Consider the following 25,706-nt stretch of genomic DNA (forward strand, 5'->3'; position numbering starts at 1 on the left):
AATCTTAATGGAAGCTTAATTGTTGGCTCCAATAACGAATAAGAGTTAAGGTCTAGTTAAAACTGAGTTACACAAGATCTAAGAGTGGTTTGTTAGAATGAGGAAGACAAAAGCAAAGCTATATAAATAAGCAGGTGATTTATCGGAGATTCAACTGAATGGGTTAAAACAAACAATGTAGAATAAGGGGAGAAAATGAATGATGAAAAAAATATTAAGATTTTTACTTAAAGCTGTAATTGTCATTATTATAGCCATTGTAGTTTTTCTAGCCGTCGTTTTTATCGTTAATATTATCAGCAATAAAACGGACAAAGATAAAATCGTATCTTATGGTCAGCTTGTACCTGTAGAAGGAAAAAATATGAATGTTTTGATTCAAGGCGATGGCAAAGAAACGGTTGTGCTGCTGCCTGGTTACGGAACAGGAGCGCCAGCGCTTGATTTCAAACCACTAATTGATGAGTTAGCACCATTTTACAAAGTAGTCGTGATTGAGCCATTTGGGTATGGCTTAAGTGATGTTACAGAAAAAGAACGTACTACTGAAAATATAGTGAAAGAAATTCATGAAGCGCTGCAACAGCTAAATATTAACCGCTACACGTTAATGGGCCACTCTATAGCCGGTATTTACGGTCTAGATTATGTGAACAAATATGAGAATGAAGTTACATCATTTGTTGGGATAGACAGCAGTGTTCCAACACAAGGCGGTTTGGATGAACCATTTCCATCAGATGTTTATAAAATACTCAAAAAGACTGGTTTCTTGCGATTGTTATCGAAACTAACCGACGATCAGCTTATTGCCCCAGAAGTTAATGATGAAATGAGAGAGCAGATTAGAATAATCTCTCTCAAAAATATGATGAATCCCAATATCATTAGTGAAGGGGAAAATTTCAAGCCTAATTTTGCCGCTGTTGAGAATTCGAAATTCCCGAAAGACCTTCCTGTTATTTTCTTTTTAGAAGCGAATAATACGGATGTTGAAGGCTGGGAACAATTGCATGAAGAACAGATAAAAGATTTAGTGCATGGAAAATTGATGACATTTGAAGGCACGCATTATCTACACCATACAAGGTCCAAAGAAATCGTGGAAAACTATAGGAGCTTTATGGAGGATATAAATAAAGGCCAGTAGATAGTTCCGGCCATATACAATTGAATATGAAGCAGGCGCTCCTGGACTACTGCCGCGAGCGCTTTTTTTCGTGTAAAGTATGATAATACATAGAAGAAACCCCGATTTTGTATCCTTCAGCTTGGATTTGAAAAACCTGAAATCATCTTCTACCTTTCTATACAAGAGTGAACAGCCGGAATGAGAGAAGTAGGGAAATAAACAGCCAGCGTGATCCTTCGGGAGCTTATGCTTTTAGAAAGAACTGAATTAATCAGTAGCTTGGAAGAAGGGAGAAATAGAAATGAAGCATTGGACTTTGTGATATAATATGGTAAAATCTTCAACTCCAAAAACGCAGAGACTATACCACATGTAGCGTTATCTTTCAGAGAAATTATCTCTCAATAACCGTTGTTCCGGAGTTCCTAGATTTGAAGACATCCCAAGAGGAGGAAAACAGAAATGAAGAAGAAGGTTGTTACGACTTTATGCGGTACCATGATACTTTTGGTGGGCATGGGTACAGGTGCTTTCGCGAGCTCGAATCTCCAAGAAATTAAAGCATTGTTAAACGGAGATTTAAAAATCAGAGTGAATGGGGAGATTACTCCTCTCAAAGATGGCAATGGCAAAGCGGTACTTCCTATTACTTATAAAGGAACTACATATCTTCCGGTACGATCTGTGTCTGAGCTGCTGGATGTTCCGGTGAAATATGACGGGACAGCCAAAGAGGTGATTATTGGCGAACAGCAGGTAGGCATACCCGTGAATCAGGAGGATTTTAACACCAGTCTGCATACCAAGGACCCTGCACTGACCAAATACGGCGGCAAGAATTATAAGGAAGTTCTGTACAGCGCACCTAATTCCAATATTAAATATACCGCGCTCAGCCCTAACGGCAAATATCAGAAGCTTGTTCTTCAATTCGCTGCAGTCGGCAAGGAAGTGGAGTCTCTTGAAATTAGGGATAATGATAAGAATGTGCTCCTTAAAAAAGTAGAGAAGATTTCGCCTAATAGTGATCTCCAGACGATTGAGGTAGATATTTCTGGAGTAAAGAACATCGCAATAAATGTGACACAAGCTGTTGACGGCGGGTTCATTATTCCGTTAGATACTTCAATTTACAAGTAAGATTAAGCAGAGAAGCCCACAATGCCCGTATAGGCGTAGTGGGCTTCTTTTGATGTGAAATTACATTAGATTTTTTCTTGTTCTTTTGGTTTGAATGACAAACTCATTCTTTAAAATAGGGAGTAATCCCGCTTGAATATAGGTTCTCCACTAACTTTAAAAATTGTTCTGGCGATAAATCCTTTTGACGCTGGAGCCAAAGACGAAATAAAGAAAGGGAAGTTGTCAGGTAAAACTCAATTAAGTATGGCGTTAAGGAATGGTTTTGCGGAACGTTTAATTTTAATTGATCGAATGTGATTTCATTTTTTAAGCGTTTTAAAAAACGGGCACTTCCATAATCACCCAAAAGGGCATTAAGAACCAGGAGATGTTCTCTTTTGTCCAGACAATAGAGCGTATCTTGAACCGTATTCATCGATAACTCTTTATTCGCCAATTCTTTTTTCATGTCATTCAATAAGTCATTTTCAACAGAGTCTAACAATTCGTAAATGTCGATAAAGTATTGATAAAAGGTGCTGCGGTTATATCCTGACTTATTCGCAATTTCCTGAATCGAAATTTTCTCAATCGGCTTTTGGCTATATAACTCACAAAAAACTTCTACAAACTTTTGTCTTGTTTTCTCCGTTATTTGGGGTTGCTTGTTCATGTTACCCTCCTACTAGCGAATAAGAATATCATCCGACAAATAATAAAAAACTGATGGTTGATCAAGGAATAATGAAGATTTATAATCACATCATACAACATGTTGTCTGATAATCGAAAGGAAATGTTAATAAGTAGGGGTGGTTTTAATGCCAGCAAAACAAGAAAGAATTTTAATTTTTGGTGCAGGTGTCATCGGGAGCATGTACGCAATTAAGCTTATTGAAGCAGGGTTTGACGTTAGCCTGTTTGCACATTCTAATAGATTTAAATCATTAAGAGAAAACGGCCTGCAATATATAGAAAAAGGTACAGTTAGATCGATACAAGTGAATGTCATTGACACGCTCGAAAATGACGATATATACGATTTTATTTTCGTTACCGTTCGTTATGATCGGTCCGAATCCGCGTTGTTAGCGCTAAAAGATAATCACAGTAAAAATATAGTTACGATGTCTAGTAATTCATTTGGATTTTCTTCGTGGCTGCATATCGTAGGGGATAGACTTTTACCAGCTTTCCCCGGCTTCGGCGGACAGATTAAAGATGGAGTATTGCATGCTCGATTTCTACCAAAGATAATAATGGCAACAGCATTTGGGGAAATTAATGGTGTAGTGACAGAACGCATAGAAAACCTAGCAAAATTATTTAAAACAGCAAAGATTCCCTACGTTATTAAAAAGGATATGCAGGCGTATCTAATCACTCATGCCGTATCAGACATTGCCATGTTGAGCTTTTTGCATTCTGAGAATAAGATCATTGACAAAAAAACAGCCAGATCCAGAAAAACGGCACGCAAAATAACAGTCACTTTAAAAGCGCTTCTAAGGGCAATACAAAAAGCAGGCGTTTCAATAGATCCACCAATGCTTAAAATAGTGCTTAAATTTCCAAACTTATTTTTGGATCTTTTCTTTATGACATGGCTACGAACTGAAATGGTTAGGGATATGATGTTGCCGGATTATGCGAATAATGCTAACAATGAGATTGTGCAGCTGAGTAATGATTTAATGAAATTTTTAAGTCAAAATGATATCAAATCGGAAATATAGGTTCAGTAATTTTTTTAAAAAAATATTATGGTACTTTTTTTCAGCAATTAAAAGAGAAGAAAGTAAAAAGTAGATATACCTTATTAATGCATGTTTGTGTAGTAACATAACAAATCGATTATCTAGCATGAAAGTATTTTAAAGAAGATTCACCTCAGCCAACGAACGGGCAGTTTAATGGAAATGATTTGTAGAAAAAACCTATAGATGAAAGTGACAAAAGTAGTGTAGGTCGGGAGGATTCCAGATCTCGTACATGCTACGGGATTTTCTGGCAACCTCTCTGGCGATTTTCATTCAGGACAATTCTACCGGTAGTTGAATAAAGCGGATGTGACAATTCAACCAACGCTTGATAGAATCACGTTTGCGGAAATGCTATGCTGTATTTGACGGTGCGCACTGTACATTTTTTTACGGAGGTAATACGATGCTCGACTTACGTAAAATTGGAGCTTATATTTCGAAGCTACGCAAAGACCAGGATCTGACCCAATTGGAACTTGCAGATCAACTGAATGTCAGTCATCAAGCGGTATCGAAATGGGAACGGGGCGACTCGCTACCGGATATCGGAACGCTTCCGCAGCTTGCGAGGTTATTCGGAAAAACGGTAGACATCATTATTAATGCAGGAGAAAACGCAGAAAATCGGGAGCACCAGCACCTAGGAACGATCGTTGAGGAGATTGCAGAAAACAGGCCAGAACAAGTTGCAGCGATGGTCAATACCGGAGAGGTGGAGGTGGAAGAGCTTGTAGAAGTAGCACCGTTTGTAAAGGCAAGCGTTCTAAATAAGGTTACTGAACGATTAGACAGCAACGTCTTTAAGTTAGACATGATTATGAGGCTGGCTCCGTTCCTTGGAACTGATACATTGGATGAACTGGTTCGTCAGGCAGAAGAGGGCGAGATTGTGTGGAATGTCATTACCGGACTCGCTCCGTTCGTCAGCAGTGACACATTAAACCGACTGGTGGATAAATCGATTGACGGTTCCTTAGAAGTGCACAATCTTGTTGGAATTGCTCCGTTTCTTGGAAGAGAACATGTAGATCGATTTGTACAAAAAGCTGAAGAGGGCAGCTTGAGCTGGCATTCCGTTCAAGGTCTGGCACCCTTTATTAGCAGAGAGACATTAAGTCGTTTGGTAGACCGGGTTGTAGACGGCACCATCGATGCGGACCGGATCATTAGCCTCGCACCTTTCCTGGGTAAGGAACATGTAGATCGGTTGGTACAACAAGCAGAAGAGGGCAGCTTGAGCTGGCATTCCGTTCAAAGTCTGGCACCCTTTATTAGCAGAGAGACATTAAATCGTTTGGTAGACCGGGTTGTAGACGGCACCATCGATGCGAACCAAATCATAAGCCTCGCACCTTTTCTGGACAGGGAAAATCTAGAGAAGTTGATTGGTGGAATATCCAAGTAGAGCAAATCAATTCGAATCAGATATGATGATCAATAATTTATTATACAAGAGGGCTCATTTTTTATATTAAACATGGATGCTTTTCTTTTGAATTGATTGGTAGGCAAAATGACATAGAAGATTATGTGGTTGGAATCTGATTGGAGAAAGTAATTGTTTAAATAATTTTGTGTAATACTTAAATCGTAATGGTCAAAATAAAGATCATGCAAATATAAACGCTTATTGACCGGAAATCGAAAAGGTTGTTGCCGTTTAACAAAATTATTGGATTTAAAACTGGATTGAATCAAATATAACGTCCGAAATGTCATATGCAAGAATAAAACAAAAAGAATCACCTCAAAAGGTTGATCTTCAACAATGAAGATCAACCTTTTGTTATAAGAGGTAATCGAGAATCCGCGTGGCAGCCCTTTGTCGTTACGCTAAGTGACAGAATAAGGAGAGAGAGCGAGTAGACCTTATTGGTTTGCTCGCTATTTTCGTTTATAAGTTGACCAAACAGTTCGCTTATACAGCATACTGAATTGGGAGCTGCCTACTCTATTAAAATTACTGCTTGCAAAGGAAGAACAACTCCCTTTAGAAAGTCGAGACCATTGGAAATGAAAAATTCAAACCAGTGATTATTCCACAAATTCTATTAGTTGTGCTTTGCGGCATAATTGTCAAGTTTTTGCAGGAACGAGCCGATTTTCCTTTCAGATGCAAGCGCCCATTGCAACCAGCTTGTAGTTAAAGGAAACCTCTCAAAAGGAGATAGCACCAAGTACGTAGTGTACGGAAACCGTAACCAGACTTGAATAAGTTCGTAATCGGTTTTACTAAGTTTTGCTACCTTGCGGTAACCTGTTAGAATAGCCTTAGCAATCTCGAAATTCCAATTGTAATCTTTGCACGAATTATAGATGACTCGAAACAGGTCGTAGGCGCGCAAATCGACGTGTAGCGTTTCGAAGTCGATAAGATAAGTTCCTTTCTCATTTAGAATAAAATTGCTGGGACCCCCATCGCCGTGTGATAGTACTCCGGTTTGGCGCGGATTACGGCTGTAAGATCGATATCCGCTGCTTCGCAGCAACGCTCCCGCTTGGTTCGAATAATGCAAGATTTCTGAGCGGTGCTGTTTTACAAAGCGGTTAATCGGCGGACTGAAACCATTTCTAATTGCCTTGGTAATCTTTTTTTGTAAATTCCGTTGCCGATAACGAAGAGTAGAGTGCCATGATCCGATCCTGCTATAAGCGAATTTACCCCTTAGTCCGGAATGTCCAGCCAAATGAAAATGTGCTAACGCGACGCCACATGCTCGCATATCGCTTAAAGAACGAGGAGAAGGCTCTCTCCCTGAGATCCAGGGTGTAAGTACGTAAGGCTCTCCTTTTTGTGAGATTACATAAAGCCTTCGTCCTTCTGGCATTTGTGGATTGCGCCAAGCAAGAAGCGGCCCGCTATTTTGGACACGTCGCAGGACTCGGTCGGTCCACTGTAAACGCGCAAGCTGCTTTGGCATTCGTTTCAAGCTGAATATTTTCCCGCCAGGTGTTACGACCCGATAAATTCCTTTCCGAATTTTCTTTATTCTGCTTGCCTTTATCCCAAATCGTTTTGCGATACTAGAAATCGGTTGCTCACTCAAGGCGAATTCACCTTCCTCAGGTTCATAAATAATGATTTGTAGCGGCGAGCGATTGTAGGCCATTTATAACGAGCGGCAGTCGAATGGGCGTTGGTCAAACGCTGCTTTTTCTTCGCCGGATTTTTCCACAGCGCTGCGATTGCACCGGCGATAGTGGAGCTATCAACGGAATGAATAACTTGGGCATTCCGAGTGTTCACAAATTCCTTTAGCCCGCCCGACAATGTGGATACAAGCGGTACGCCGTTCGCCATCGCTTCAAGCGCGACAAGGCAGAACGACTCTTTTTTACTCGGAACAATAACGGCCCCATAAGTAGCGTACATCCGCTGTACCGCCTCGTTCGGCTTCTTTTTAATCCAACGAATGCGTCCAGCAATGCCATGTCGTTTTGCGAGGGCATGTAGACTGCTCTGATAAGCCACTGAGCCGCTTCCGACGATTGTTAAACTAACATTCTTGTGATTTTGGTATAACAAAGCAACAGCTTTGATTAAGGGGTTAATACCTTTCGAAGGAAGAAGTCTTCCGACATAGAGCAAGTTGGTAGGAGAGCCTTTAGTTTGCCTTGACTTGGATTTCACACCGTGAGGAATGATGGTTATTCTGCCTTGTTTACGGGTATTCAGCCGCTTGATTTCATTTGCTTGCCACCTGCTCGGAACGACGATCCGTTTCGCGGTGAGAAACAGCTTGGCTTGGTTTTTTCCAGACGACGAAGTGATCCCTTTCGAAGCCAATGAATGGCATGTATAAATGATCGGGATACGGTACAAGCTTCCTGCTGCCGAAGCAACTGCGGCGAAATCCGTACTATGAACATGAATGAGGTCTGGTTTGCCGAAGCCCATGGCTACTGCCGCCCGTAGAACGGTACTCGCTTTGAACGCTCGAGAGTAATGACTATAGTAACGTGAGTTTTTGGGAATCCTGATGATTCGCAGTCTGCCGTCAGGTTTCGAAAACGAAAGTTGCTTAAAGCCACTGGAACATAACACCATAACTTCTACGTCGATCTTGCTCAGCATTTTAGTCAGACTGGTTGCGACAATACCGAGCCCCCCAACAATATTTGGATGAAATTCATTTGTCATGACCCATACTTTAAGTTTCCTTCTACTTTTCATTAGGGTCCTCCTTTCAACGAATATTTTATGAAACGGGCCCATAGAATGGACTTTCTCATTAATGATATGTTATGAGTTAACGAATGGATGTTACACAATTAATAGACATTGCTGTTGTTCAGAAAACAAATTGTCTCGTCACGCTTATCGTAACGTCTCTCTTTGCGACCAAGGACGTTGCAACGACAAGCGATTATTACCAATAGAATGAAAAGCACCAGAATCGTGCCAAGTTTATTGTGTATTATTTAATTCGCCTCCCTGTGTTTTGAATTCCATGTAGAGTATGTGCTAATAGAACGTAGTGATTGGATGTTTGTTCTGGTATGATACTAGCCTTATATAAAAGGATTGGACAGTCAAACATTTGTACCGGAAGGTTATGTTGCGATATCAACTAATTTGAAAGATTTGAAGTTATAAACACCGTCTGATTAATGAAATGAAGGCTATAATCACGAACAAAGTGAAAAGTGCCAGAATAATAACACTATTAGAATCACTTGCAAATTCACTCATCAATCAATTACCTCCCAATTTTTAAACGCTATGTAGAATATGTGCGGATGATGCTTTGGGATTGGACGTTTGCTTTGCAGTAATGAGTGACCAGATTGAATGTTGAAGATCTAGATATGAATTATTAGAATGCAAAAGACCCATAGAATGGGCCTTCTGAATAGAACCTGTTTGAATAATTTTATATTTTGTAAGAAGGTAAAGGTGGAAATAGAGCTGCTAGTTTAATAGTCTCAGTAATTACAGCCTGTGTTGACACCTTCAACTCTTCTTTCATCATTTCTTTCTTCTCTTCTCTCATTGCGGCCAAGGACGCCACAACTACAAGCAATAATCACTAATAGAATGAAAAGCACCAGAATCGTACCAATATTATTGTGCATTATTCACTATACCTCCTTAAGTCTTGAGTATTTTGTAAATTATAATAGTTGGCGTACACAGTTTTCGTCTATAGATTAGTAATTGCTACGGTTGCGGTCGCGGTTGCAACTACAAGCGATGATTACTAATAGAATGAAAAGAACCAGAATCGTGCCAATGTTATTGTGCATTATTCAATTCACCTCCCTGTGTTTTGACTACCATGTAGAGTATGTATTGATAGAATGTAGTGATTGGATTTTTGTTCCTGAATGATATTAGCCTTATATAAAAGGATAGGACAAACAAGAGGTTTAGAATGTACTGAACAGCCTAGAGGTGGTCGAATATCAGTGCGGGGAAGACTGCTGCATTTAACGAAGAAACTCGTTCGAAACTCTGTGCTGTTGGGGTAAGGGTTGAATTATTAAATCACACTGAGACGATGAAACGTTTTGTATACCCGCTCTCGCTTTTAACGAGGGGTATTGCAACGAACATTGAAATGGAGAATTCGCCTTGTGAGGTCCACTGGACGACTAGTTTTGCTATAGAGTTCTTAACGGATAAAGGCATTTTTACGGTTGTTGAATGATTACCTAGAGAGTTTGAACCACAGTTTTTACAGGGACGGACAGCATTGAATGTTAAGTTTCATTGGAAAAAGAAAGCCCATAGAATGGGCCTTCTCGTTAATGCTATTTTAGAAATTAACGAACTGAGGTTACGCAATTAAATAAAAAATGGTAGTAAAAAGGGTATCTCTTCTAGTCCTTCTTCTCGTCTATCTTCCCGACGTACATCACTTCTCACGTCACTTCTCACGTCACTTCTCTCGTCGCGTCGCACATCACGTCGCACATCACGGGTGAAGACGCCACAACTACAAGCAATGATGACTAATAGAATGAAAAGAACCAGAATCGTGCCAATGTTATTGTGCATTATTCAATTTACCTCCCTGTGTTTTGACTACCATGTACGCTATGTATTGATAGAATGTAGTGATTGGATGTTTGTTCCAGTATGATACTAGCCTTATATAAAACGAGCGACGATTGGGGCGGACTGCTCTCTGATGCAGGAAGCGAAATGAAAGACTAAGCTTTTGAATTTCATGTTAATGTAAGTGATCTAAGAAATGAAAAGGTTATCGAAGCTGCTTTGCAGACCCAGAATGAGAAGAATATGTATGCCATGGATTGGAGTAAAACACAATGTCGCTATTCCGTGCGGTTAATGGCATCCAGCGTGATAATGTGATTTATGCAAAATTACATGAGGTTTCCGTTGGTACGTATTGCGACCAGACGAAACAAGTCAAATCATCTGACGTGTACACGCTGACTTCAAGTTCCGCTATCGGGTAACGATAGTGTAATAGCACACAACGCTGCCTTTTTTTATTAAGCTCCCTCGAAATGATTCAGTTTCCTCACTCGGACTCATGAATTTGCAGGTTTTCATCCTATAGTTAAAGAAATAAGAGGAGGATGAAGAAGGCTGTGGTTGGGGGATGGAGAATTGGGCATGCGGAAATAAAAGGTGGATAGGAATCACCTATATTGTTCCATAATGCGCACGTCTCCACTTCGCCCTAGTGATTCTCGCTCCCATGTCTCAACGGGTTTTGTCATCCTGCGAATACATGAGCCGATGAGGATTAATTTTATATGCTTGCGGGAATATCTTGATCGGTTCGTAAGCAGTACTGCTTTTAGCCAAAGCGACTAGCATTCGCGCTACTTTACCACATAACTTCATATTGGATTTGTGACGGAGACGAGGGCGAACCTGCTTGATGATACCCATTTCCGTCACTGACTGTAGTTAAGTTTACTTCTCCACTGGCTTTGATATTGGTGAAGAAGTAACAATAAGCAGCAGAGAAGGCATCGGGAGAATGCCTTTTCTTTTGATTGCCGAACGATGTATTGATAAAAACGAGGTGTCAGCGGTGATTAGTTTTTTATTTTGTAATCGGGAATCAAAACTGAGTTGGATCATTGAAGCTGTGATCGGCTTGACCAAGCTTGAAACCTTTATGTTTCCAACTTGTTTTGTCGGCGGGGGTGCTCACTCGCCCTTCATCGCACTTTAGAGCTTCCTTAAATGAGGTTAATATTTATTCAAAGGCGTATTACATTTAAAGTAGAGGGAGTGGAGGATGAATATGAAATTTGCTCCACTGTCCCAACTTCCAGTACAGCTACAATTCTCTCTTGCAGATCTATCTTAAGAGGTATCGGTAGCCGTCGCTCATATATCCATTCCGGCATGGTGCGACGAACATACCAGCCTTTAGAGTTGGCCAACAATTGAAAGTTCTGAATCAAACAACATGCTGCAGCATAATCCTCCCCTTGCTTGTGCGGGTCAGCTTCTTTTTTTGCCAATACGATAAGTAATGACAGCGAGGTATTCCCATGTGAAGGCGCGAGTTTAGCAACGGCTTCTTCGCCGGTCACATAAATAAAACGCCATGGTTCACGAAGTCCATCATTCGGTGCCCAAACAGCGATGTTTAATGTTTCCAAAATGTCTTGAGAAGATATATATCGATCTTCATTAGTTAGATGCGGTTTTGTATCTGTTGTGAATTCTGTCCAGTTCATTTCCGCGGGTGTCCTTTTTCGGCCTTTAGGTGACCTATCAAAGTATCCAATATTTAAAATACCGGCAAACTTCTCCCCTGTCTTCAGGCCAATTTCATTAAAAAATGACGGATTGTTCAGCAATGGGTCCGTGTACCAGAGCATCCCCAAACCGTTTTCCCAACCAACCAATTGAAGGTTTTGCATAATGCTGCAGACGGCGGCATAATTGTTGTCACGCTGTCGATGATTTTCTGAAGATGCCGCAATAAAAACCAGATGAACCGGCGTATTAAGCACGGATTTGGTGAGAAATCCCGTTAATTTTGACGGGATCAATTTACCAAGCTGACTGTCTATTACTTTGGCAAACATGCTCTCTGCCAGTCGCAAACGCGATTCCATGGAGTCATAATAAATGCAACGCCAATGTTGAGGCGCTTCGGATTTCCATAAACTTGAAGCTTGTTTGAGCAAGGAATTCATCAATTCGAATGGGACGGGCTCTGCTTTAAACTTGCGAATGGTTCGACGTTCTATTATCGTTTTGGCAATATTCACAGTCATACCCCCTCGATCGTAAATGCATAGTCTTCAGTTGGCTGAGTGGATGAATCGGAACGAGTCAAACGCAACACCTTCTTTTTATTATTGTTAACCATGAAACTATAATATAAAACCGGAATGGCTGTCAATATCTCTTTATATTCGGTGTTTCAGGGTTGATCCCTATGAAATGACGTGATAAAATAATTTATAAGTGAACAATAAGGAATAGGGCTTAGACAATCTTATAGCGTTAGCCCGCATATTAAAATCGCTAGGGGCAATTCGCTTTTGTAAAGGGGAAGTTAACATCATGTCTGAGGGGTTAAAGCGAACATTATACGAACGTTTTCTTCACTTTGTTCATCTAACCGAGCAAATGTTTACAGCAGAGATTAGCGAGTTTACTGGCTTGGCACAGTCACATGGGATTACATCCATTCCGAACAACTTGACAAGCGTACATGTGATTGATTGCATTGGAAACAATGAACCTATTAACAATACGTCGATTGCAGAAAAAATGAATTTGTCCAAAGCCAGCATTTCAAAAATTAGTAATAAGTTACTGCAAGAGGGTTTTATCAAACGAAACCAGATGGTTGATAATAAAAAAGAGGTCTATTTTACCCTTTCACCCAAGGGCAAAAGGATTTATGAATTACATGCGACCATGCATGAATTGATGGAGGATAGATTTATATCGGTTTTAAATGAATTGTCGGAGTCTGAAATTCAGGCCTCCCTGAAATTTTTTCAAGTGATGATTGAAAAACGTGATGATATGTTTAAGGGAGAAGCATAGACATTAAAAAATAGGTAGAATTCAACATCAAATTTTGGATTGGTCGCATTTACAGCATTTACACCGCGAATCTCAAGCAGTTTCTGCGCGTATGGAATGCGCCCCAGAATATGATGAAGCTCATGTTCAATTTGCTCAAGCTGGTGGTGCGCCAAGTCGTATTCTTCGAGTAAATGGGCTAAAAGCTTGTAGGCGTTAAGTGCCTGCGTAGCGCCAACGCTGCGTCTAGACAGCACAATGAGCTGCTCGGCTCGATGCAATCCTGCATGGCGTTTCACATAGTTCTTCTAGCCGGCAATGAATTTCTCTGTCGTTAAGCTGCTAATTTCCTTCGGAAGAGGAAACAGCCTTAACGTAGCAATGGCGCTGGTGCAGGTAAGGATTTTAAAGACGTGCCATAGTTCAGGGAAGACAATATCTACCCATCGATGAATCTGATTAACAGCGCTGTTAAGTCGTTTGGTAACCGTGTCACGGTTGGCCATGAGAATCCGGAGTTCCTCATAGGCTTCTGGGTTGAACCGGACAGGGGAATAGTAACAATTTTTGACCATATCTGCGATGACGAGTGCGTCTTTGTGGTCGCTTTTGGAAAGGGTATTGTCGCGGTTTTCCTTGTTCTTTTTGACGAGGTGGGGATTTACGAGAACAGCCTCAATTCCTTTTGATGAAAGCCAGCGAGCCAGGCTGAACCAGTAGTGGCCGGTAGGGTCCATACCGACGATAACTTTGCTCAGCTTGAATGATTTGAGCAGATCTCGAATTCATAGGCCGAACCCCCCAAACCCATCATCATGACTGTCGAATTCTAGCGACGAACCCAGAGAAATACCACGATAGCTGACTGCACGAGCGACATGATTCTCCTGGGCAATATCTACTCCGACAACAAGATGGAATGAGGAAATGTTTTCAATGCGTTGATTTTGTTTATCCTGTGATTTAAACTTCACAGTAGAGCGACCTCCTGATGGTGAGATAAAAGGGCTGTAGACCCGTTTCCAACTCCCATATTACAGAGGCGCTCTTTTTCATGCAAAGTCCAAAATATTCGTTTTACAGGAATTCTAAAGGCAGGATAGTTTAAACATTTTCGCGATTAACTTCAAGTAGTGGGTTCATAAATATGTCCGTATCTCGGCTCAAATTTGAAGGAGGAACAAATAAGCCGTAGGGCTTATTTTTTTTTATAACTTGTTGGGTTTAACGAAGGAAACAATGTATTTTTATTGTAAAACGATAAATAAAGTGATAAAATCAAAAATGAGGTGAAATAGATGAAAAAAGAGACGCTCTTTTTAAAAATTGTTCTGGTTGTTATGGCAATTCCTGCATTAGTGATGTGTTTTTATGGAATCCCAGCGATGGCGCATAGTATGATGCCGGATTTCCCGGATATTAAAGTTTATCTTTCCGCTTTGGCTGCGTATGTGGCTTCTATTGCGTATTTATTTACGCTACTTCAGGCATTAAAGCTTCTCAGGTACATTGATACAAATACTGCTTTTTCGCAAACCTCTGTTTTAGCGCTTAAGAAAATAAAGCAAGCGGCGGTTGTTGTATCACTCATGTTTGCATGCAATCTCCCGCTTTTCTACTTTGTAGCTGACGGCGCAGATGCACCAGGCGTCATGGTCATCGGGCTAATTATAACCTGTGCGCCAGTCGTAATCGCAGTATTTGCCGCAGTTCTTGAGAAATTGCTCAAAAACGCGATCGAGCTCAAAGAAGAACAGGAGTTGACCGTATGATAGTGGTTAACATTGACGTCATGCTTGCAAAGCGGAAAATGAGCGTTACTGAGCTATCCGAGAAAGTCGGCATTACAATGGCGAACCTGTCGATACTTAAAAATGGAAAAGCGAAAGCCATTCGAATCTCAACACTTGAAGCGATCTGCAAAGCACTCGCTTGCCAGCCTGGAGATATTCTCGAGTATCGGCAGGATTGAATAAAATAAAAAAACCGCCGTATATTGCGGATGTAAGTAATGATGAAGAGTTCGAAAGTTATATCAATCCTAACGACTACATAGCCTTCGCCTTTGAGGCTAACGGCAATATGACACTATTCCATAAGAATAACTCATCAATAATAATGCTTGCTCATAACCATTGTTTAATTGGGTGACAAGAACATAGTAACATTGCAAGCCGCATAAATTGCGGCTTTTTTATTTTATGATATCAAGTTCTTGCCAAAATGATATGACATGAACGTGATAACATTTCTGATGAGTGACAAGAACTTTGTAACACTCCCTATAAGATCTTTCAATTGGACGGCTGCAGATAACAAAATCAGCGACAGTGTTTATTAAACTAACTGGCAGTATGGTTTAACCAAATGTAGGGAGAATGTTCAATATCTATAGTAATAAAAATGAATTCATTCAGTACTAAAGGGAGCGTTCAAAAAGCCAATTCTTGAAATAGTTGGCGACGATGAAGAATTAATTAAAGTAAAGAAGTAATAGTTCCATTTGGCTAATGGGAGACTTTAGAGTTTCGCACTCAGACTCATGAATTCGAAGGATTTCACTGCGTGAATCGCTTGCGTGGCGCCCTGATGGTGAGATTAAAGGGCTGTAGACCCGTTTCCAACTCCCATATTACAAAGGCGCTCTTTTTCATGCAAAGTTCAAAATATTCGTTTTACATGAATTTTAACGGGTAACGTTAGTAGAATATCATACATGGATATTCGGGAAAAACTTAATCCAGAATGGCTTGGAATTGTAGTTTTGCTTGTACATATACACCCGTTAGAGATTCATGCTGCCGTGTTAGATATCGTAAATTCATGAGATGCTGCCCCCTTTTTTTGATGGGTTCAAACTCTTCTTTATAGAACAGCGTCCCAAGTTGATAGGCATCAGCAGTATCCTTCTTGATCCATCTCAAATTAATTTTCTTGGCTTCAGATGAGATTTACGGATTAATGACGATGTACAGATACTGGTGCTCATCCAGAAACTGAACAACAGGGCTATGATAATGGCCTGTTGCCTCCATTACAATGCAAGGGCTCATTTCCACTGCTATAACATAATTAAGAAAAGATGATAATCCCTCTAGATCATGATTAAATCTAAAGATTTTCCCATGAGGTACTCCACGGTCTAAAAAAGCTTGTTCATGACTCGACCATATAAAAAGGAGGTCGACCAGAAAGATCCGGTGACCTCATAATACGAACGGGGCAGATTAGCGTAGTATAACGATTGAGTGTTAACTTCTTGGAGCCATAGCATAGGCAATCCTATGAGGGGGAATAGGCTTTACTGGATGACTCCGAGTTCTCCGTCCTCGGATGGTAGGTTTGGATGACTAAAATGTATCAGATTTATTTTTGTTAAAGTGGCCTGGTTTCGGGTTCCAGGGCTATTTAACATATGCCAAGCGGTATACTGTTCAGCATAAGGATTGAGAGTTGACATTCCATCAACTGGAATAATGACATTGTATCCCCGGAATGCAGCACTAGTGGCTGTATGAAGGACTGCGCCATTAGCGGCATAACCGGTAATCAGAATAGTTTTAATGTCATGCTCATGCAATATTTGTTCTAAATCAGTTTTGTAGAACTTATCAACGTTTGATTTCACAACAGGATCACTTGGCAAGGGGGCTATCTGCGCGGCAATATCTGAGAGACTTCCCGTTCGTGTAAGGCTATAGACGACAAGCATGCCGCATTCACGACTTCTCTCCAATAGTTGATTAATTTTAGAGATGGAGGCAATACAACGAGGATTATTGCATATAGAGGTCTCCATATCCAAAACTAGGAGTGCACTTGTTTTGGGGTCCACTGAAACGGATTGTAGCTGAGGAGGAGGAGGAGCAGGAACAGCGTTCCATTCATCTATGATGGTTGAATCCTTTCTTCCAGCGTAATAGTTCACATGAAGCCAGTGACTACATGGCATGCAGTATTCACGCCAAACACCGTACTGGGGACAAAAATAGATCATCCTAATCCACCTCTGGGCTGCATATTTGGTATTAGATTATGTACGCAGATAGGAAAAGGTGAGGCGGGAACCGTTTTAAGAGTAGTCATGCCCATTCCCCAATAATCATTGAATGTAGACGTGTACAGATCAAAAAGGTCTTCCTTAAATCTCACCAATAGCTGTTGGTGGGCAAGAACATATATCGTATGCGGAGTTTGGACAATACATTATTGCCAATAGCTCGGTCTGCATCTATAAAATCATTAATTGGTTTGGTATAGATTAAGAAAAAATCCACTATTAAACATAGTGGGACATCTGTCGTTCATACGCTTTCTTATGGTATTAACCGTGAGGAGGTCTCCACTCGTATGCCCGTAAAAGTAAAACTTCAAAAATACGTCGATAGTCTGCCGATTCCCAAAACCATTTTCCCGATAAAACGAGACAAGAAAGGTTCGTATTATGAAGTGACCATGAGGGAATTTACCCAAAAACTACACCGTGATCTTGGGCCTACCCGTTTATAGGGTTACAACGGAATGTACCCGGGTCCTACTTTCGACGTGATGAAGGATGAAACGACATATGTCAAATGGGTGAATGATCTGCCTAAAAAGCATTTTCTCCCCATCGATACAACCATTCATGGTGCAGAAAAAACACTTCCACAGGTTCGGACAGTGGTCCATTTACACGGCGGAAAACAGCATGACCATAGCGATGGGTACCCTGATGCTTGGTTTACGAGAAATTTTGAACAAACTGGACCTAAGTTTCAAAGAAAAGTATGCGAGTATCCCAACCTTGAAGCCACTACATTATTTTATCATGACCACACCATGGGTATTACGAGATTGAACAATTATGCGGGACTTGGAGGTTTTTTTATCATTCGTGATGAGCATGAACAATCCCTGAATCTGCCGGTGGGAAAATTTGAAATCCCTCTTATGATTCAGGATCGCTCGTTTAACCCGGATGGTTCGCTCATTTACCCTGCTACTCCCGATAATAACAATCAACGTCTTCCTTATCCTTCAATTGTCACACCTTTTGACGCAGATTACATTTTGGTAAACGGCAAAGTATCCCCCTATCTTGAAGTAGAACCGCGAAAATACCGATTTCGGATGTTAAATTACTGTAATAGTCGAGCTATTACATTCAAACTGGACTCTGGACAGCCATTTTATCAAATTGGAACAGATCGCGGCTTACTGGAGAAACCAGTGAAAATGAATGAGATCCTCCTTCTAACGACCGAACGTGCGGATGTGATCGTTGATTTTTCTCGATCCTTTGGCAAGACGATTATTCTTAAAAATGTCTTCAAGGGTGCCTCGCCCGAAACAACCGATGTCATGCAGTTTAAAGTAACCACTCCGTTAAAAGGCAAAGATGCCAGCTCCCTTCCTGATCAATTAACGAAAATTGATTTCCTTTCTAGAGAGATGTCAACAAGAACAAGAAATCTCACACTCGAAAGGGTGGAGGATGAATATGGTAGATCGCTGAATTTACTTGATGGTAAAAGGTGGAATGATCCTATATCCGAGAAAATGGACTTAGGGACTATTGAGATATGGCGATTAATCAATTTGTCAAAGGATGACCACCCCATTCATCTACATGTTGTTGACATGCAAATTCTTGAGCGCCAGCCTTTTAACGTTGCTCATTTTCATGCCACTAGAGAACTTAAGTTTACAGGGCCAGCAGTTCCTCCTGAACCTAACGAAAGAGGATTTAAAGATACGATTCGTGCTCCCAATGGTTACGTTACCTCTTTTATTGCGAGATTTTCTCCTTTTACTGGAACTTTTGTATGACATTGTCACATGCTCGAACATGAAGATTACGAGATGATGCGACCATTTGAAATCCTAAATAAAAAAAATAGACTTAAAAATATACTAATGAGAATGATTAACGGGAAACGATAGCACCATGACACAGGAGGAGGGCAACAAATATGGGCTTTCACGGAGGCTTGGAGGTTTTGAGGACAAAGGTTTTGGATGGAGGTTACAAACTATGCAATCACCCTATCCTGTATATCCCTTTTTTGGTTATCAAACCAAGTTAGTACAGAAACCTATAGCATTTCCACCACAGCACCAGGATGAAGTTCCTGGTCTGGAGTATCTCATGGTGCCGCGTCCAATTTTTGATTACCCTGGGTATGTCGGTAGCTGCAAGCTAAAAGGAAAGGTTGCGATCATTACTGGAGGCGATAGCGGATTTGGACTTGCAATTACAGCTGCTTATGCTAAAGAAGGAGCCGACTTGGTTATTGTATATTTGAATGAACATATTGACGCGGAAGAAACCAAAAAGTATGTTGAGCAATTCGGCGCTCGCTGTCTGCTTTTGGCCCGAGATCTTCGCGATCCAGCTAGTTCGCCAGATATAATAGCTGAAACGCTCCGTCATTATAATAGACTGGACATCGTAATCAATAACGCTGCAGTTCAGCCTTTTACAAGAAGTATTATGGACATTTCCAATGAACAACTCGAAAACACTTTTCGTACTAATATCCATGTACGTCACAGGTCAAGTGATTCATGTAAATGGAGGATTGATCCTTTACTCATAATTTTAGGCAACATTAAAGCGTGGAGGAGATGAAAAAAATTCAACAAAATCGGGGGATTTTATTCATAGGTTTATCGGAAGAGACTTTAAGCATGTATGAAGAAAAGGCGTGCGAGATCCTCACTCGAAGCCTTTTCTTGTTGGATAAAGGAATTACCATACAAAAAGTGAGAATCCGGCATATCCTCCGACGGCGAACCTGGCGTGAACGAGTCAGGCACACGGCAGGGAAGGACCCATTAGTCTGCCCAAAATGTGAATGTGACTATGAATACAAGGGGGAGGTCTGTCTACAGGAAGGGAAATTGCGTGTGAAGTATGCCCGTTGCCGGATAACCCACGTTTGTCTAGAAAGGATGATTCGTTATCTCACCGGTGTCCAAGAACCGCAAACCAGCCAAAACGAATAAAAAGAACCCACTCACGAACGGGCAGGTAAATACATATGCCTCAACTGCAACGGAGAAGAACGCATTCCCCTTCAGATGGTACGGGACTTTGACCGTATGGACGGAGGGGATCCCCTTCCTTTTGCCCCTCAATTCTCATGCGAGGATTGTGGAGGAGAGATGTACCCGGAGTATTACAAAGGAATTAAAGGATATGTGTACAACATTTCCGATGTGCACAGAACCTAAAGGACCGTCAGGGAGATCTACCCTGACGGTTTTTCTTAATTATCGGAAAGCTTAAAGTTTCGTCCTGTCGCCGATAAGGAGGGTGTTAGCCGATTCTTCTTTTGTTGACAAAAGCAGTTGTTCTGTATATAGTTGTTGAAACAACTAATTAAGAAGGAGGATGGTTATGACGGCAAATGAAAATGTGCTTGAACGATCGCTTGGTGCTTTGATGGGCATCACGTACCGCAAGATGACGAATGTCCTTCAGACCCGCCTTAAGGATTATGAGATTACAACGGAGCAGTGGTCGGTGCTGTTCCAGGTCGATCAGACAGAGGGTTTGATCCAGAAAGAAATTGCCGAGTTGGCGGGTAAGGATAAGCCGACGACGACCCGGATTCTCGACCATTTAGAAGAAAAGGGGCTGATCTGCCGCAAGATGGCGGAGAACGACAGACGTTCCTTTCAAGTACACAGCACAGAGAAAGGCGCTTCGCTGATCATGGAGACCCTCCCGGTTGAAATGCAGGTAAACCAGGAAATCAAACAATGCATGACGGTTGAGGAGCATGAAATGATCATGAAGCTTCTTCTGCGGATTAATCATCATGTGAGCCAATTATCATAATGTCCGGAAGGAGCATAAAAATATGCAGTCCCAAGAAAGTAGTTCCAGGCTTTGGACCAAACCGTTTCTGATTCTGACCCTTAGCACCCTGCTGTTGTTTTTGAATTTGCAGATGCTGCTTGCGGCTTTCCCGGCCTATGTGAAATCCGCTTTTCAGGCTGACGATTTGACCGTAAGTCTAATCATTAGCGTGTTCGCTGGTTCAACAATTATTACCCGGTTATTAACCGCCCAACTTATGCGTATAGTGCGTCGCAATGTGATTTTGTATGCGGGACTTGCTGCCGCATGTCTGTTCACCGTAATGTCTGTTGCCGCGGGTTCAGTCGGTATGCTGCTTGTCATGCGGGTTGGTTTTGGGATCGGGTTCGGAATGGCGAGTACGATTATTCCAACGCTGGTATCTCAAATTATTCCAGGCAAAAGGATGGGGGAAGGCATCGGTTATTTCGGCCTTTCAACCAGTCTGGCTATGTCTGTTGGACCGATTATCGGATTAAGCGTGATGAAGCATGCAGGATTCACGATACTTGCTATGCTTGGCACGGCGACCATCCTGCTTATTTTTCCCATTCTGCTGCTATCGCGGGCGATTCCGCCTGATACCAGCAAGAAAACAGCGCCTGCAGCAGGCTCCGCTTCCAAGCAATTATTCCATGCCAAATTATTAATCCCCGGACTGCTTAATGTTATATTGGCTGTGACCTATGGCGGTCTGCTCAGCTTTATCGCCTTGTTCGGGGAATCTGTTCATTTGGAGCAGGTCGGCCTGTTCTTTTTGTTCAATGCGATTGCAGTGATCATTATCCGGCCCGTTTCAGGCAAATTATTCGATCGTTTCGGACATGCTGCTGTTCTCATCCCTGCCGCGATCAGCGTTGTGTCTGCGTTAATGGTTCTATCCTACACAACAACGATGCCGATGCTGATTTTGTCCGCCCTGTTATATGGACTCGGCTTTGGGTCCATTCAGCCCACGCTGCAGGCATGGATGCTTCGTTCCGGCACGCCGCAGCACTACGGCATGGCCAACAGCATGTTCTATAATACGACTGATCTGGGTATAGCGGTCGGAGCCTTGATTTTGGGTGCCGTTTCATCCATGTCCGATTATGCTTTCATGTACCGGATCTCGGCCGGATTCATGGTCCTGTTTCTGATACTTTATATAGTTGTTCGGTTGTTATCAGCGGTCAGATACAAATTCAAGCAAAGCGCCGGGCAAACAACATAACTTCCTGCAGGGACGGTAAATCGCATATAATAGATGATTTACCAGGGAAAGAAAAGTGGACTGTTCATGAATACGCTAGAGCAGCCGCAGAAAATAATCAGACGCCATGTCATCAACATGCTGGAGACCGTGAATGTTCAGACTAGGGAGCGCATGGTATTATTCCTATTCGACGATCTGATTGAAGCGCCCAACTGAACCCGCGACGGCAAGACGATCATTTATTACAGTTTGGGAAGAATATTTGCCTTTGATATCGCTTCTCGTACAAGAACTGTCATCGAGTCGGGTATGCCACACAGTGAAACAACGATCATGTTCTTTCACCTGATAATTCCCATCTTGCAGTGAGTTAGCATACACAGGAGGACGGCAAGTCCCGTATCTATGTATTTCCTCTGTAAGGGGGAGATCCTATTCTTCTAACAGCCTTGCCCCAGTTATTTGCACGGCTGGTCCCCGGACGGAATAACCCTTTCCTACTGCGCCGAACGCTATGGACAGTATGCGCAAAGTAGATGTCGTGCCGGACGACCATCCGGCAAATAAAGACGTGGAAATCAGGTTGATGCCAAGCGGCAGTGAAACAAAAACGCTTGTCCGGTTATTCGGCGGTCAAGGAACGCTGATTGTAAATTCATGGTCGCCGGACAGCAGCCAGCTGGCTTTTGTAAGTTATCGCTTCAAGGACTGATGCCATACAATAAACGGACCCAAAGACGATCCCCCCGGATTTTCGGCGGGGCCGTTTTTTTGGAACTAGCCGTCAAGGACGCCATCAGGCGTTTTTCTTATTTTGCGGATATATGTTCTTGTCCAAAGCGAAAGACAAGAACATATATCCGCAGCCGTATTAGGACAAGAACATTTAATCATAGCCGATTTTTTTGGCCAACAGCCACAGCACACTTGCGTAGTACGATCGTACGTATATTATTGGAAAAATTAACAAACAATAAATAGGCCAAGCGTTACAGAAAAGATGTAAATATAGAGGAATAAGAAAATGGATGATATTCGTGAAATTCCACAGCCTGACATCCAGTAAAAGCAGATCAGACCAAAGAATTTCCTGTAAATACAGTGAATCAAACGAATTCAACCACGAACGCAATCATGTAACTAAAGCGCAAAAATAAATGGCATCTCAAGAGCCTTTGATGCGAAGCAACCGAATTGCCAAAGCTGATGGTAGAATCGACAGACTTATACCTTATACAAAATAGTGGAATTAATTGACAGAGCAAGTTGAGTGTGATAACATTGTTTTAATTTAAAACGAAAAGGCTATGATGAGAAATAGTAGCTATTAGGGATCTCACAGAGAGAAGATGGTTGGTGCGAATCTTCATTGATCTAATAGTGAAGCAGTCTCGGAGCTGTGAACCGAACAGAGGAATCTTAGTAGGCTTCAACGGAGTTCCACCGTTATTCAGGAAACAATATCGGAGATATCCCGTATTGATAGAGTGCAGAGAAATCTGAAATTAGGTGGTAACACGGACATAATAGTTCGCCCTAAGTTGACAAGAAATATGTCAGCTTAGGGCTTTTTTTGTTTTATTTCTTCTCGTTTGAATATTTGCATAATAATTTATGGGAATAACTAACAATTGAAATGGAGGTATTGAGCATGATGAAAATGACACCAGATGAGTTAAGAAAATCATATATTGATTTTATGAAAGGAATAGGGGCTAGCCAAGTACCTTCTTCTAGCTTGTTACCAGAAAATGATCCCTCAACGTTGTTTACAGGAAGTGGAATGCAACCTATGGTTCCATATTTATTAGGGGAAAAGCATCCGATAAGTAATGATATTGCTAATATTCAGAAGTGTTTAAGGACAGTGGATATTGATGAAGTAGGAGATACGTCGCATCTGACATTTTTTGAAATGATAGGTCGATGGGAGTTTAAAGCAAATGAAAATAACTATAAGAAAAAGCAAATCGATGCCATTTGGAATTGGCATATAATCGAATTAGGTATTGATCCTGGCAGGCTGTATATCAGTGCTTTTATAGGAAGTGATGATTTGAATATACAGAAAGATACGGAAGCCATTCAAATCTGGTCAGAAAAATTTAAATCAGTTGGTATAGAACCTATCATTGAAGATGATCCCTATCAATATGGGGCATCTAGAGGTGGAAAAATATTCTTATACGATGAAAAAGAAAATTGGTGGAGTCGAGCTGGAAGTCCATTGGATATGCCTGTTGGCGAACCGGGAGGGCCTGATAGTGAAATGTTCTATGATCTTGAACCGGGCGGTAATTCACTGGATCATCCTGCTTCTGTAAGCGAGAGGTTTTTAGAAATTGGGAACAACGTATTTATGTGTTACAAAAAAGAAGACACAGGATTTGTAAAAATGCAAAATCCCAATATCGATTATGGAGGCGGATTAGAAAGGGTTGCAACAGCCCTTAATGGTGACAAGGATATTTATAATACGGCTTTTTTCCTTAATCCCAAGAAAAAATTGATGGAGTTAAGTGGTAAACAATATACTGACGATTTAAAGTCATTTAGAATCATACTTGATCATGTGAGAGCGGCTACTTTTCTAATTAATGATGGTGCTGAGCCAGCGAATAGTGATGCAGGGTATATAACAAGAAGGTTATTAAGAAGGGCGATTCGTGCAGGTAAAAAAATAGGTATACAAGGAAGTTTTGTGGGTGAGTTGTCTGAAGTTTATATAGATGAAGCAACAGTTTATAAAGATTTGATTGGTAAAAAAGAGAAAGTTATCGAAATAGTAAATAAGGAAGAAAATCTTTTCTATAGAACTTTACAGCAAGGAGAATTTGAAATACAAAAACATCTTAAGAATAAGGGTAAAGTTACAGGTGCAGATGCCTTTTATTTTTACGAAACATATGGGTTTCCCTTGGAGTTGACGGAAGAGTTTCTAACTGAAAGTGGATATAGGATGGAGGACAAGGCGTCTTATATAGAGGCGGCAAAGAAACATGCTGAAAAGAGCAGAACTGCTTCTGCGGGTAAATTTAAAGGTGGATTAGCTGAACATTCAACAGAAACTACAGCGCTGCACACGGTATCTCATTTATTACTTGCTGGTTTAAGGGAAGTATTAGGTGATCATGTTCATCAACAAGGAAGTAATATTACTTCAGAACGATTACGGTTTGACTTCAACCATGATGAAAAACTTACGCCAGAGCAAATAGCTGAGGTGGAAAAGTATGTGAATGATGCGATTTCATCAAAAGCAGTTACCTATATTTCAGAGCTGCCTAAAATTGAAGCGAAAGAAAGTAATGTTGAAGGGAATTTTTGGGATAAATATCCGGATATCGTTAAGGTGTATACAATCAAAGATAACGAAGGGAAAGTTTGGAGTCGAGAAGTATGTGGAGGACCTCATGTAGAAGATACAACAAACTTAGGAAAGTTCAGTATAAAAAAAGAACAATCTTCTGCTGCTGGAGTTAGAAGGATTAAAGGAGTAATTGATAAATATTTCCAAAACGCGGAACAATAGCTGATGTTTTAGGATTGTCATTTGTAACAACGTTATGAGATGCCGGGAATCCAGGATGAATGATAAATCCCGCAATCGAAGAGGGTTTGACATCGCTTGGCTTTTCCGTTGGCGGTACCGAAGCACAGTATTC

26 protein-coding genes, 2 pseudogenes and 1 other annotated feature are annotated in these 25,706 nt (G+C 41.2%); of the genes and pseudogenes, 17 read left to right on the forward strand and 11 right to left on the reverse strand.

The window, feature by feature from the left end; genetic code table 11:
* Positions 1-199: 199 nt before the first annotated feature.
* Positions 200-1,150 carry an alpha/beta fold hydrolase gene (locus tag BK120_RS20475; RefSeq protein WP_076269344.1) on the forward strand — a complete coding sequence of 317 codons (951 nt, stop codon included), beginning with the start codon at positions 200-202 and terminating at the stop codon, positions 1,148-1,150.
* A 444-nt stretch (positions 1,151-1,594) separates the two neighbouring features.
* Complete coding sequence (locus BK120_RS20480) at positions 1,595-2,272, forward strand: stalk domain-containing protein (protein WP_076269345.1); 678 nt, start codon at positions 1,595-1,597, stop codon at positions 2,270-2,272.
* 103 nt (positions 2,273-2,375) lie between these two features.
* Here the strand turns inward: BK120_RS20480 and BK120_RS20485 are convergent, their stop codons facing one another.
* Positions 2,376-2,927 (reverse strand): TetR/AcrR family transcriptional regulator, encoded by a 552-nt coding sequence (locus BK120_RS20485; RefSeq protein ID WP_076269346.1) that lies wholly within the window; start codon positions 2,925-2,927, stop codon positions 2,376-2,378.
* Between the two features lie 148 nt (positions 2,928-3,075).
* Between BK120_RS20485 and BK120_RS20490 the strand changes: the two genes are divergently transcribed.
* Positions 3,076-3,990 carry a ketopantoate reductase family protein gene (locus tag BK120_RS20490; protein ID WP_076269347.1) on the forward strand — a complete coding sequence of 305 codons (915 nt, stop codon included), beginning with the start codon at positions 3,076-3,078 and terminating at the stop codon, positions 3,988-3,990.
* A 430-nt stretch (positions 3,991-4,420) separates the two neighbouring features.
* Positions 4,421-5,422, forward strand: coding sequence for a helix-turn-helix transcriptional regulator (locus tag BK120_RS20495; protein ID WP_076269348.1), 1,002 nt, complete (start codon positions 4,421-4,423; stop codon positions 5,420-5,422).
* A gap of 646 nt (positions 5,423-6,068) precedes the next feature.
* On the opposite strand, the gene BK120_RS20500 is transcribed toward BK120_RS20495, so the two are convergent.
* On the reverse strand, positions 6,069-7,064 hold the full coding sequence (locus BK120_RS20500; protein WP_076269349.1) for a phosphotransferase: 996 nt from the start codon (positions 7,062-7,064) through the stop codon (positions 6,069-6,071).
* A complete protein-coding gene (locus tag BK120_RS20505; RefSeq protein WP_076269350.1) occupies positions 7,061-8,191 on the reverse strand; it encodes a glycosyltransferase family 4 protein in 1,131 nt (376 codons plus the stop codon). Before BK120_RS20505 ends, BK120_RS20500 begins: the two co-directional genes overlap by 4 nt.
* 83 nt (positions 8,192-8,274) lie before the next feature.
* On the opposite strand from BK120_RS20505, the gene BK120_RS36020 reads away from it, so the two are divergent.
* A complete protein-coding gene (locus tag BK120_RS36020; protein ID WP_256710961.1) occupies positions 8,275-8,397 on the forward strand; it encodes a hypothetical protein in 123 nt (40 codons plus the stop codon).
* Positions 8,398-8,943: 546 nt separating this feature from the next.
* Here the strand turns inward: BK120_RS36020 and BK120_RS35365 are convergent.
* Both BK120_RS35365 and yjcZ read right to left on the reverse strand, forming a co-directional pair.
* Positions 8,944-9,093 carry a hypothetical protein gene (locus BK120_RS35365; protein ID WP_179089840.1) on the reverse strand — a complete coding sequence of 50 codons (150 nt, stop codon included), beginning with the start codon at positions 9,091-9,093 and terminating at the stop codon, positions 8,944-8,946.
* A 75-nt stretch (positions 9,094-9,168) separates the two neighbouring features.
* Complete coding sequence (gene yjcZ, locus BK120_RS34945; protein ID WP_144376804.1) at positions 9,169-9,264, reverse strand: sporulation protein YjcZ; 96 nt, start codon at positions 9,262-9,264, stop codon at positions 9,169-9,171.
* A 1,026-nt stretch (positions 9,265-10,290) separates the two neighbouring features.
* Here yjcZ and BK120_RS35370 point away from each other — a divergent pair.
* Together BK120_RS35370 and BK120_RS20515 are read left to right on the forward strand one after the other, a co-directional pair.
* Positions 10,291-10,443 carry a hypothetical protein gene (locus BK120_RS35370; RefSeq protein WP_179089841.1) on the forward strand — a complete coding sequence of 51 codons (153 nt, stop codon included), beginning with the start codon at positions 10,291-10,293 and terminating at the stop codon, positions 10,441-10,443.
* Positions 10,444-10,988: 545 nt separating this feature from the next.
* Positions 10,989-11,174, forward strand: coding sequence for a hypothetical protein (locus BK120_RS20515; RefSeq protein WP_144376805.1), 186 nt, complete (start codon positions 10,989-10,991; stop codon positions 11,172-11,174).
* A gap of 28 nt (positions 11,175-11,202) precedes the next feature.
* On the opposite strand, the gene BK120_RS20520 is transcribed toward BK120_RS20515, so the two are convergent.
* Entirely contained in the window at positions 11,203-12,228 is a 1,026-nt protein-coding gene (locus BK120_RS20520; protein WP_144376806.1) for a nitroreductase family protein, read from the reverse strand.
* Positions 12,229-12,526: 298 nt separating this feature from the next.
* Here BK120_RS20520 and BK120_RS20525 point away from each other — a divergent pair, with 298 nt between their 5' ends.
* Positions 12,527-13,018 (forward strand): MarR family transcriptional regulator, encoded by a 492-nt coding sequence (locus BK120_RS20525; protein ID WP_076269354.1) that lies wholly within the window; start codon positions 12,527-12,529, stop codon positions 13,016-13,018.
* On the opposite strand, the gene BK120_RS36025 is transcribed toward BK120_RS20525, so the two are convergent.
* The 3 genes from BK120_RS36025 to BK120_RS36035 are packed head-to-tail and all read right to left on the reverse strand — an operon-like array spanning position 12,970 to position 13,971.
* Positions 12,970-13,296, reverse strand: coding sequence for a hypothetical protein (locus BK120_RS36025; protein ID WP_256710962.1), 327 nt, complete (start codon positions 13,294-13,296; stop codon positions 12,970-12,972). The genes BK120_RS20525 and BK120_RS36025 overlap by 49 nt on opposite strands.
* Positions 13,297-13,305: 9 nt before the next feature.
* A complete protein-coding gene (locus tag BK120_RS36030) occupies positions 13,306-13,782 on the reverse strand; it encodes an IS110 family transposase (RefSeq protein ID WP_305953897.1) in 477 nt (158 codons plus the stop codon).
* Positions 13,783-13,971: a hypothetical protein gene (locus BK120_RS36035; RefSeq protein ID WP_256710963.1), complete on the reverse strand. Its 189-nt coding sequence runs from the start codon at positions 13,969-13,971 to the stop codon at positions 13,783-13,785.
* Positions 13,972-14,295: 324 nt separating this feature from the next.
* Between BK120_RS36035 and BK120_RS20535 the strand changes: the two genes are divergently transcribed.
* Complete coding sequence (locus tag BK120_RS20535; RefSeq protein WP_076269355.1) at positions 14,296-14,769, forward strand: DUF2975 domain-containing protein; 474 nt, start codon at positions 14,296-14,298, stop codon at positions 14,767-14,769.
* Entirely contained in the window at positions 14,766-14,969 is a 204-nt protein-coding gene (locus tag BK120_RS20540) for a helix-turn-helix domain-containing protein (protein WP_076269356.1), read from the forward strand. Before BK120_RS20535 ends, BK120_RS20540 begins: the two co-directional genes overlap by 4 nt.
* 763 nt (positions 14,970-15,732) lie before the next feature.
* Here BK120_RS20540 and BK120_RS34650 read toward each other — a convergent pair.
* Together BK120_RS34650 and BK120_RS20560 are read right to left on the reverse strand one after the other, a co-directional pair.
* A pseudogene (locus BK120_RS34650) lies at positions 15,733-16,194 on the reverse strand (IS110 family transposase).
* A gap of 104 nt (positions 16,195-16,298) precedes the next feature.
* On the reverse strand, positions 16,299-16,994 hold the full coding sequence (locus tag BK120_RS20560) for a cysteine hydrolase family protein (protein WP_076269359.1): 696 nt from the start codon (positions 16,992-16,994) through the stop codon (positions 16,299-16,301).
* A gap of 353 nt (positions 16,995-17,347) precedes the next feature.
* Here BK120_RS20560 and BK120_RS20565 point away from each other — a divergent pair.
* From BK120_RS20565 to BK120_RS20595, 7 genes and pseudogenes are all read left to right on the forward strand, one after another.
* Positions 17,348-18,922 (forward strand): annotated as a pseudogene (locus BK120_RS20565) (multicopper oxidase family protein).
* A gap of 91 nt (positions 18,923-19,013) precedes the next feature.
* Complete coding sequence (locus tag BK120_RS20570) at positions 19,014-19,610, forward strand: SDR family NAD(P)-dependent oxidoreductase (protein ID WP_076269360.1); 597 nt, start codon at positions 19,014-19,016, stop codon at positions 19,608-19,610.
* Positions 19,611-20,381: 771 nt separating this feature from the next.
* Entirely contained in the window at positions 20,382-20,825 is a 444-nt protein-coding gene (locus tag BK120_RS20580; RefSeq protein WP_076269362.1) for a MarR family winged helix-turn-helix transcriptional regulator, read from the forward strand.
* 22 nt (positions 20,826-20,847) lie between these two features.
* Positions 20,848-22,059, forward strand: coding sequence for an MFS transporter (locus BK120_RS20585; protein WP_076269363.1), 1,212 nt, complete (start codon positions 20,848-20,850; stop codon positions 22,057-22,059).
* Between the two features lie 66 nt (positions 22,060-22,125).
* Positions 22,126-22,257, forward strand: coding sequence for a hypothetical protein (locus BK120_RS36040; RefSeq protein ID WP_256710964.1), 132 nt, complete (start codon positions 22,126-22,128; stop codon positions 22,255-22,257).
* A 298-nt stretch (positions 22,258-22,555) separates the two neighbouring features.
* Entirely contained in the window at positions 22,556-22,753 is a 198-nt protein-coding gene (locus tag BK120_RS36045; RefSeq protein WP_076269364.1) for a TolB-like translocation protein, read from the forward strand.
* Between the two features lie 586 nt (positions 22,754-23,339).
* Positions 23,340-23,583, forward strand: a binding site (T-box leader).
* 109 nt (positions 23,584-23,692) lie between these two features.
* Entirely contained in the window at positions 23,693-25,573 is a 1,881-nt protein-coding gene (locus BK120_RS20595) for an alanine--tRNA ligase (protein ID WP_076269365.1), read from the forward strand.
* Positions 25,574-25,706 lie beyond the last annotated feature (133 nt).

The organism is Paenibacillus sp. FSL A5-0031, from assembly GCF_001956295.1.
Lineage (GTDB): Bacteria > Bacillota > Bacilli > Paenibacillales > Paenibacillaceae > Pristimantibacillus.

Coding starts and splice junctions, on each gene's coding strand:
- BK120_RS20475 (WP_076269344.1), top strand. CDS start 200: ATGATGAAAAAAATATTAAGATTTTTACTTAAAGCTGTAATTGTCATT.
- BK120_RS20480 (WP_076269345.1), top strand. CDS start 1,595: ATGAAGAAGAAGGTTGTTACGACTTTATGCGGTACCATGATACTTTTG.
- BK120_RS20485 (WP_076269346.1), bottom strand. CDS start 2,927: ATGAACAAGCAACCCCAAATAACGGAGAAAACAAGACAAAAGTTTGTA.
- BK120_RS20490 (WP_076269347.1), top strand. CDS start 3,076: ATGCCAGCAAAACAAGAAAGAATTTTAATTTTTGGTGCAGGTGTCATC.
- BK120_RS20495 (WP_076269348.1), top strand. CDS start 4,421: ATGCTCGACTTACGTAAAATTGGAGCTTATATTTCGAAGCTACGCAAA.
- BK120_RS20505 (WP_076269350.1), bottom strand. CDS start 8,191: ATGAAAAGTAGAAGGAAACTTAAAGTATGGGTCATGACAAATGAATTT.
- BK120_RS36020 (WP_256710961.1), top strand. CDS start 8,275: ATGGATGTTACACAATTAATAGACATTGCTGTTGTTCAGAAAACAAAT.
- BK120_RS35365 (WP_179089840.1), bottom strand. CDS start 9,093: ATGCACAATAATATTGGTACGATTCTGGTGCTTTTCATTCTATTAGTG.
- yjcZ (WP_144376804.1), bottom strand. CDS start 9,264: ATGCACAATAACATTGGCACGATTCTGGTTCTTTTCATTCTATTAGTA.
- BK120_RS35370 (WP_179089841.1), top strand. CDS start 10,291: ATGTCGCTATTCCGTGCGGTTAATGGCATCCAGCGTGATAATGTGATT.
- BK120_RS20525 (WP_076269354.1), top strand. CDS start 12,527: ATGTCTGAGGGGTTAAAGCGAACATTATACGAACGTTTTCTTCACTTT.
- BK120_RS20535 (WP_076269355.1), top strand. CDS start 14,296: ATGAAAAAAGAGACGCTCTTTTTAAAAATTGTTCTGGTTGTTATGGCA.
- BK120_RS20540 (WP_076269356.1), top strand. CDS start 14,766: ATGATAGTGGTTAACATTGACGTCATGCTTGCAAAGCGGAAAATGAGC.
- BK120_RS20560 (WP_076269359.1), bottom strand. CDS start 16,994: ATGATCTATTTTTGTCCCCAGTACGGTGTTTGGCGTGAATACTGCATG.
- BK120_RS20570 (WP_076269360.1), top strand. CDS start 19,014: ATGCAATCACCCTATCCTGTATATCCCTTTTTTGGTTATCAAACCAAG.
- BK120_RS20580 (WP_076269362.1), top strand. CDS start 20,382: ATGACGGCAAATGAAAATGTGCTTGAACGATCGCTTGGTGCTTTGATG.
- BK120_RS20585 (WP_076269363.1), top strand. CDS start 20,848: ATGCAGTCCCAAGAAAGTAGTTCCAGGCTTTGGACCAAACCGTTTCTG.
- BK120_RS36040 (WP_256710964.1), top strand. CDS start 22,126: ATGAATACGCTAGAGCAGCCGCAGAAAATAATCAGACGCCATGTCATC.
- BK120_RS36045 (WP_076269364.1), top strand. CDS start 22,556: ATGGACAGTATGCGCAAAGTAGATGTCGTGCCGGACGACCATCCGGCA.
- BK120_RS20595 (WP_076269365.1), top strand. CDS start 23,693: ATGATGAAAATGACACCAGATGAGTTAAGAAAATCATATATTGATTTT.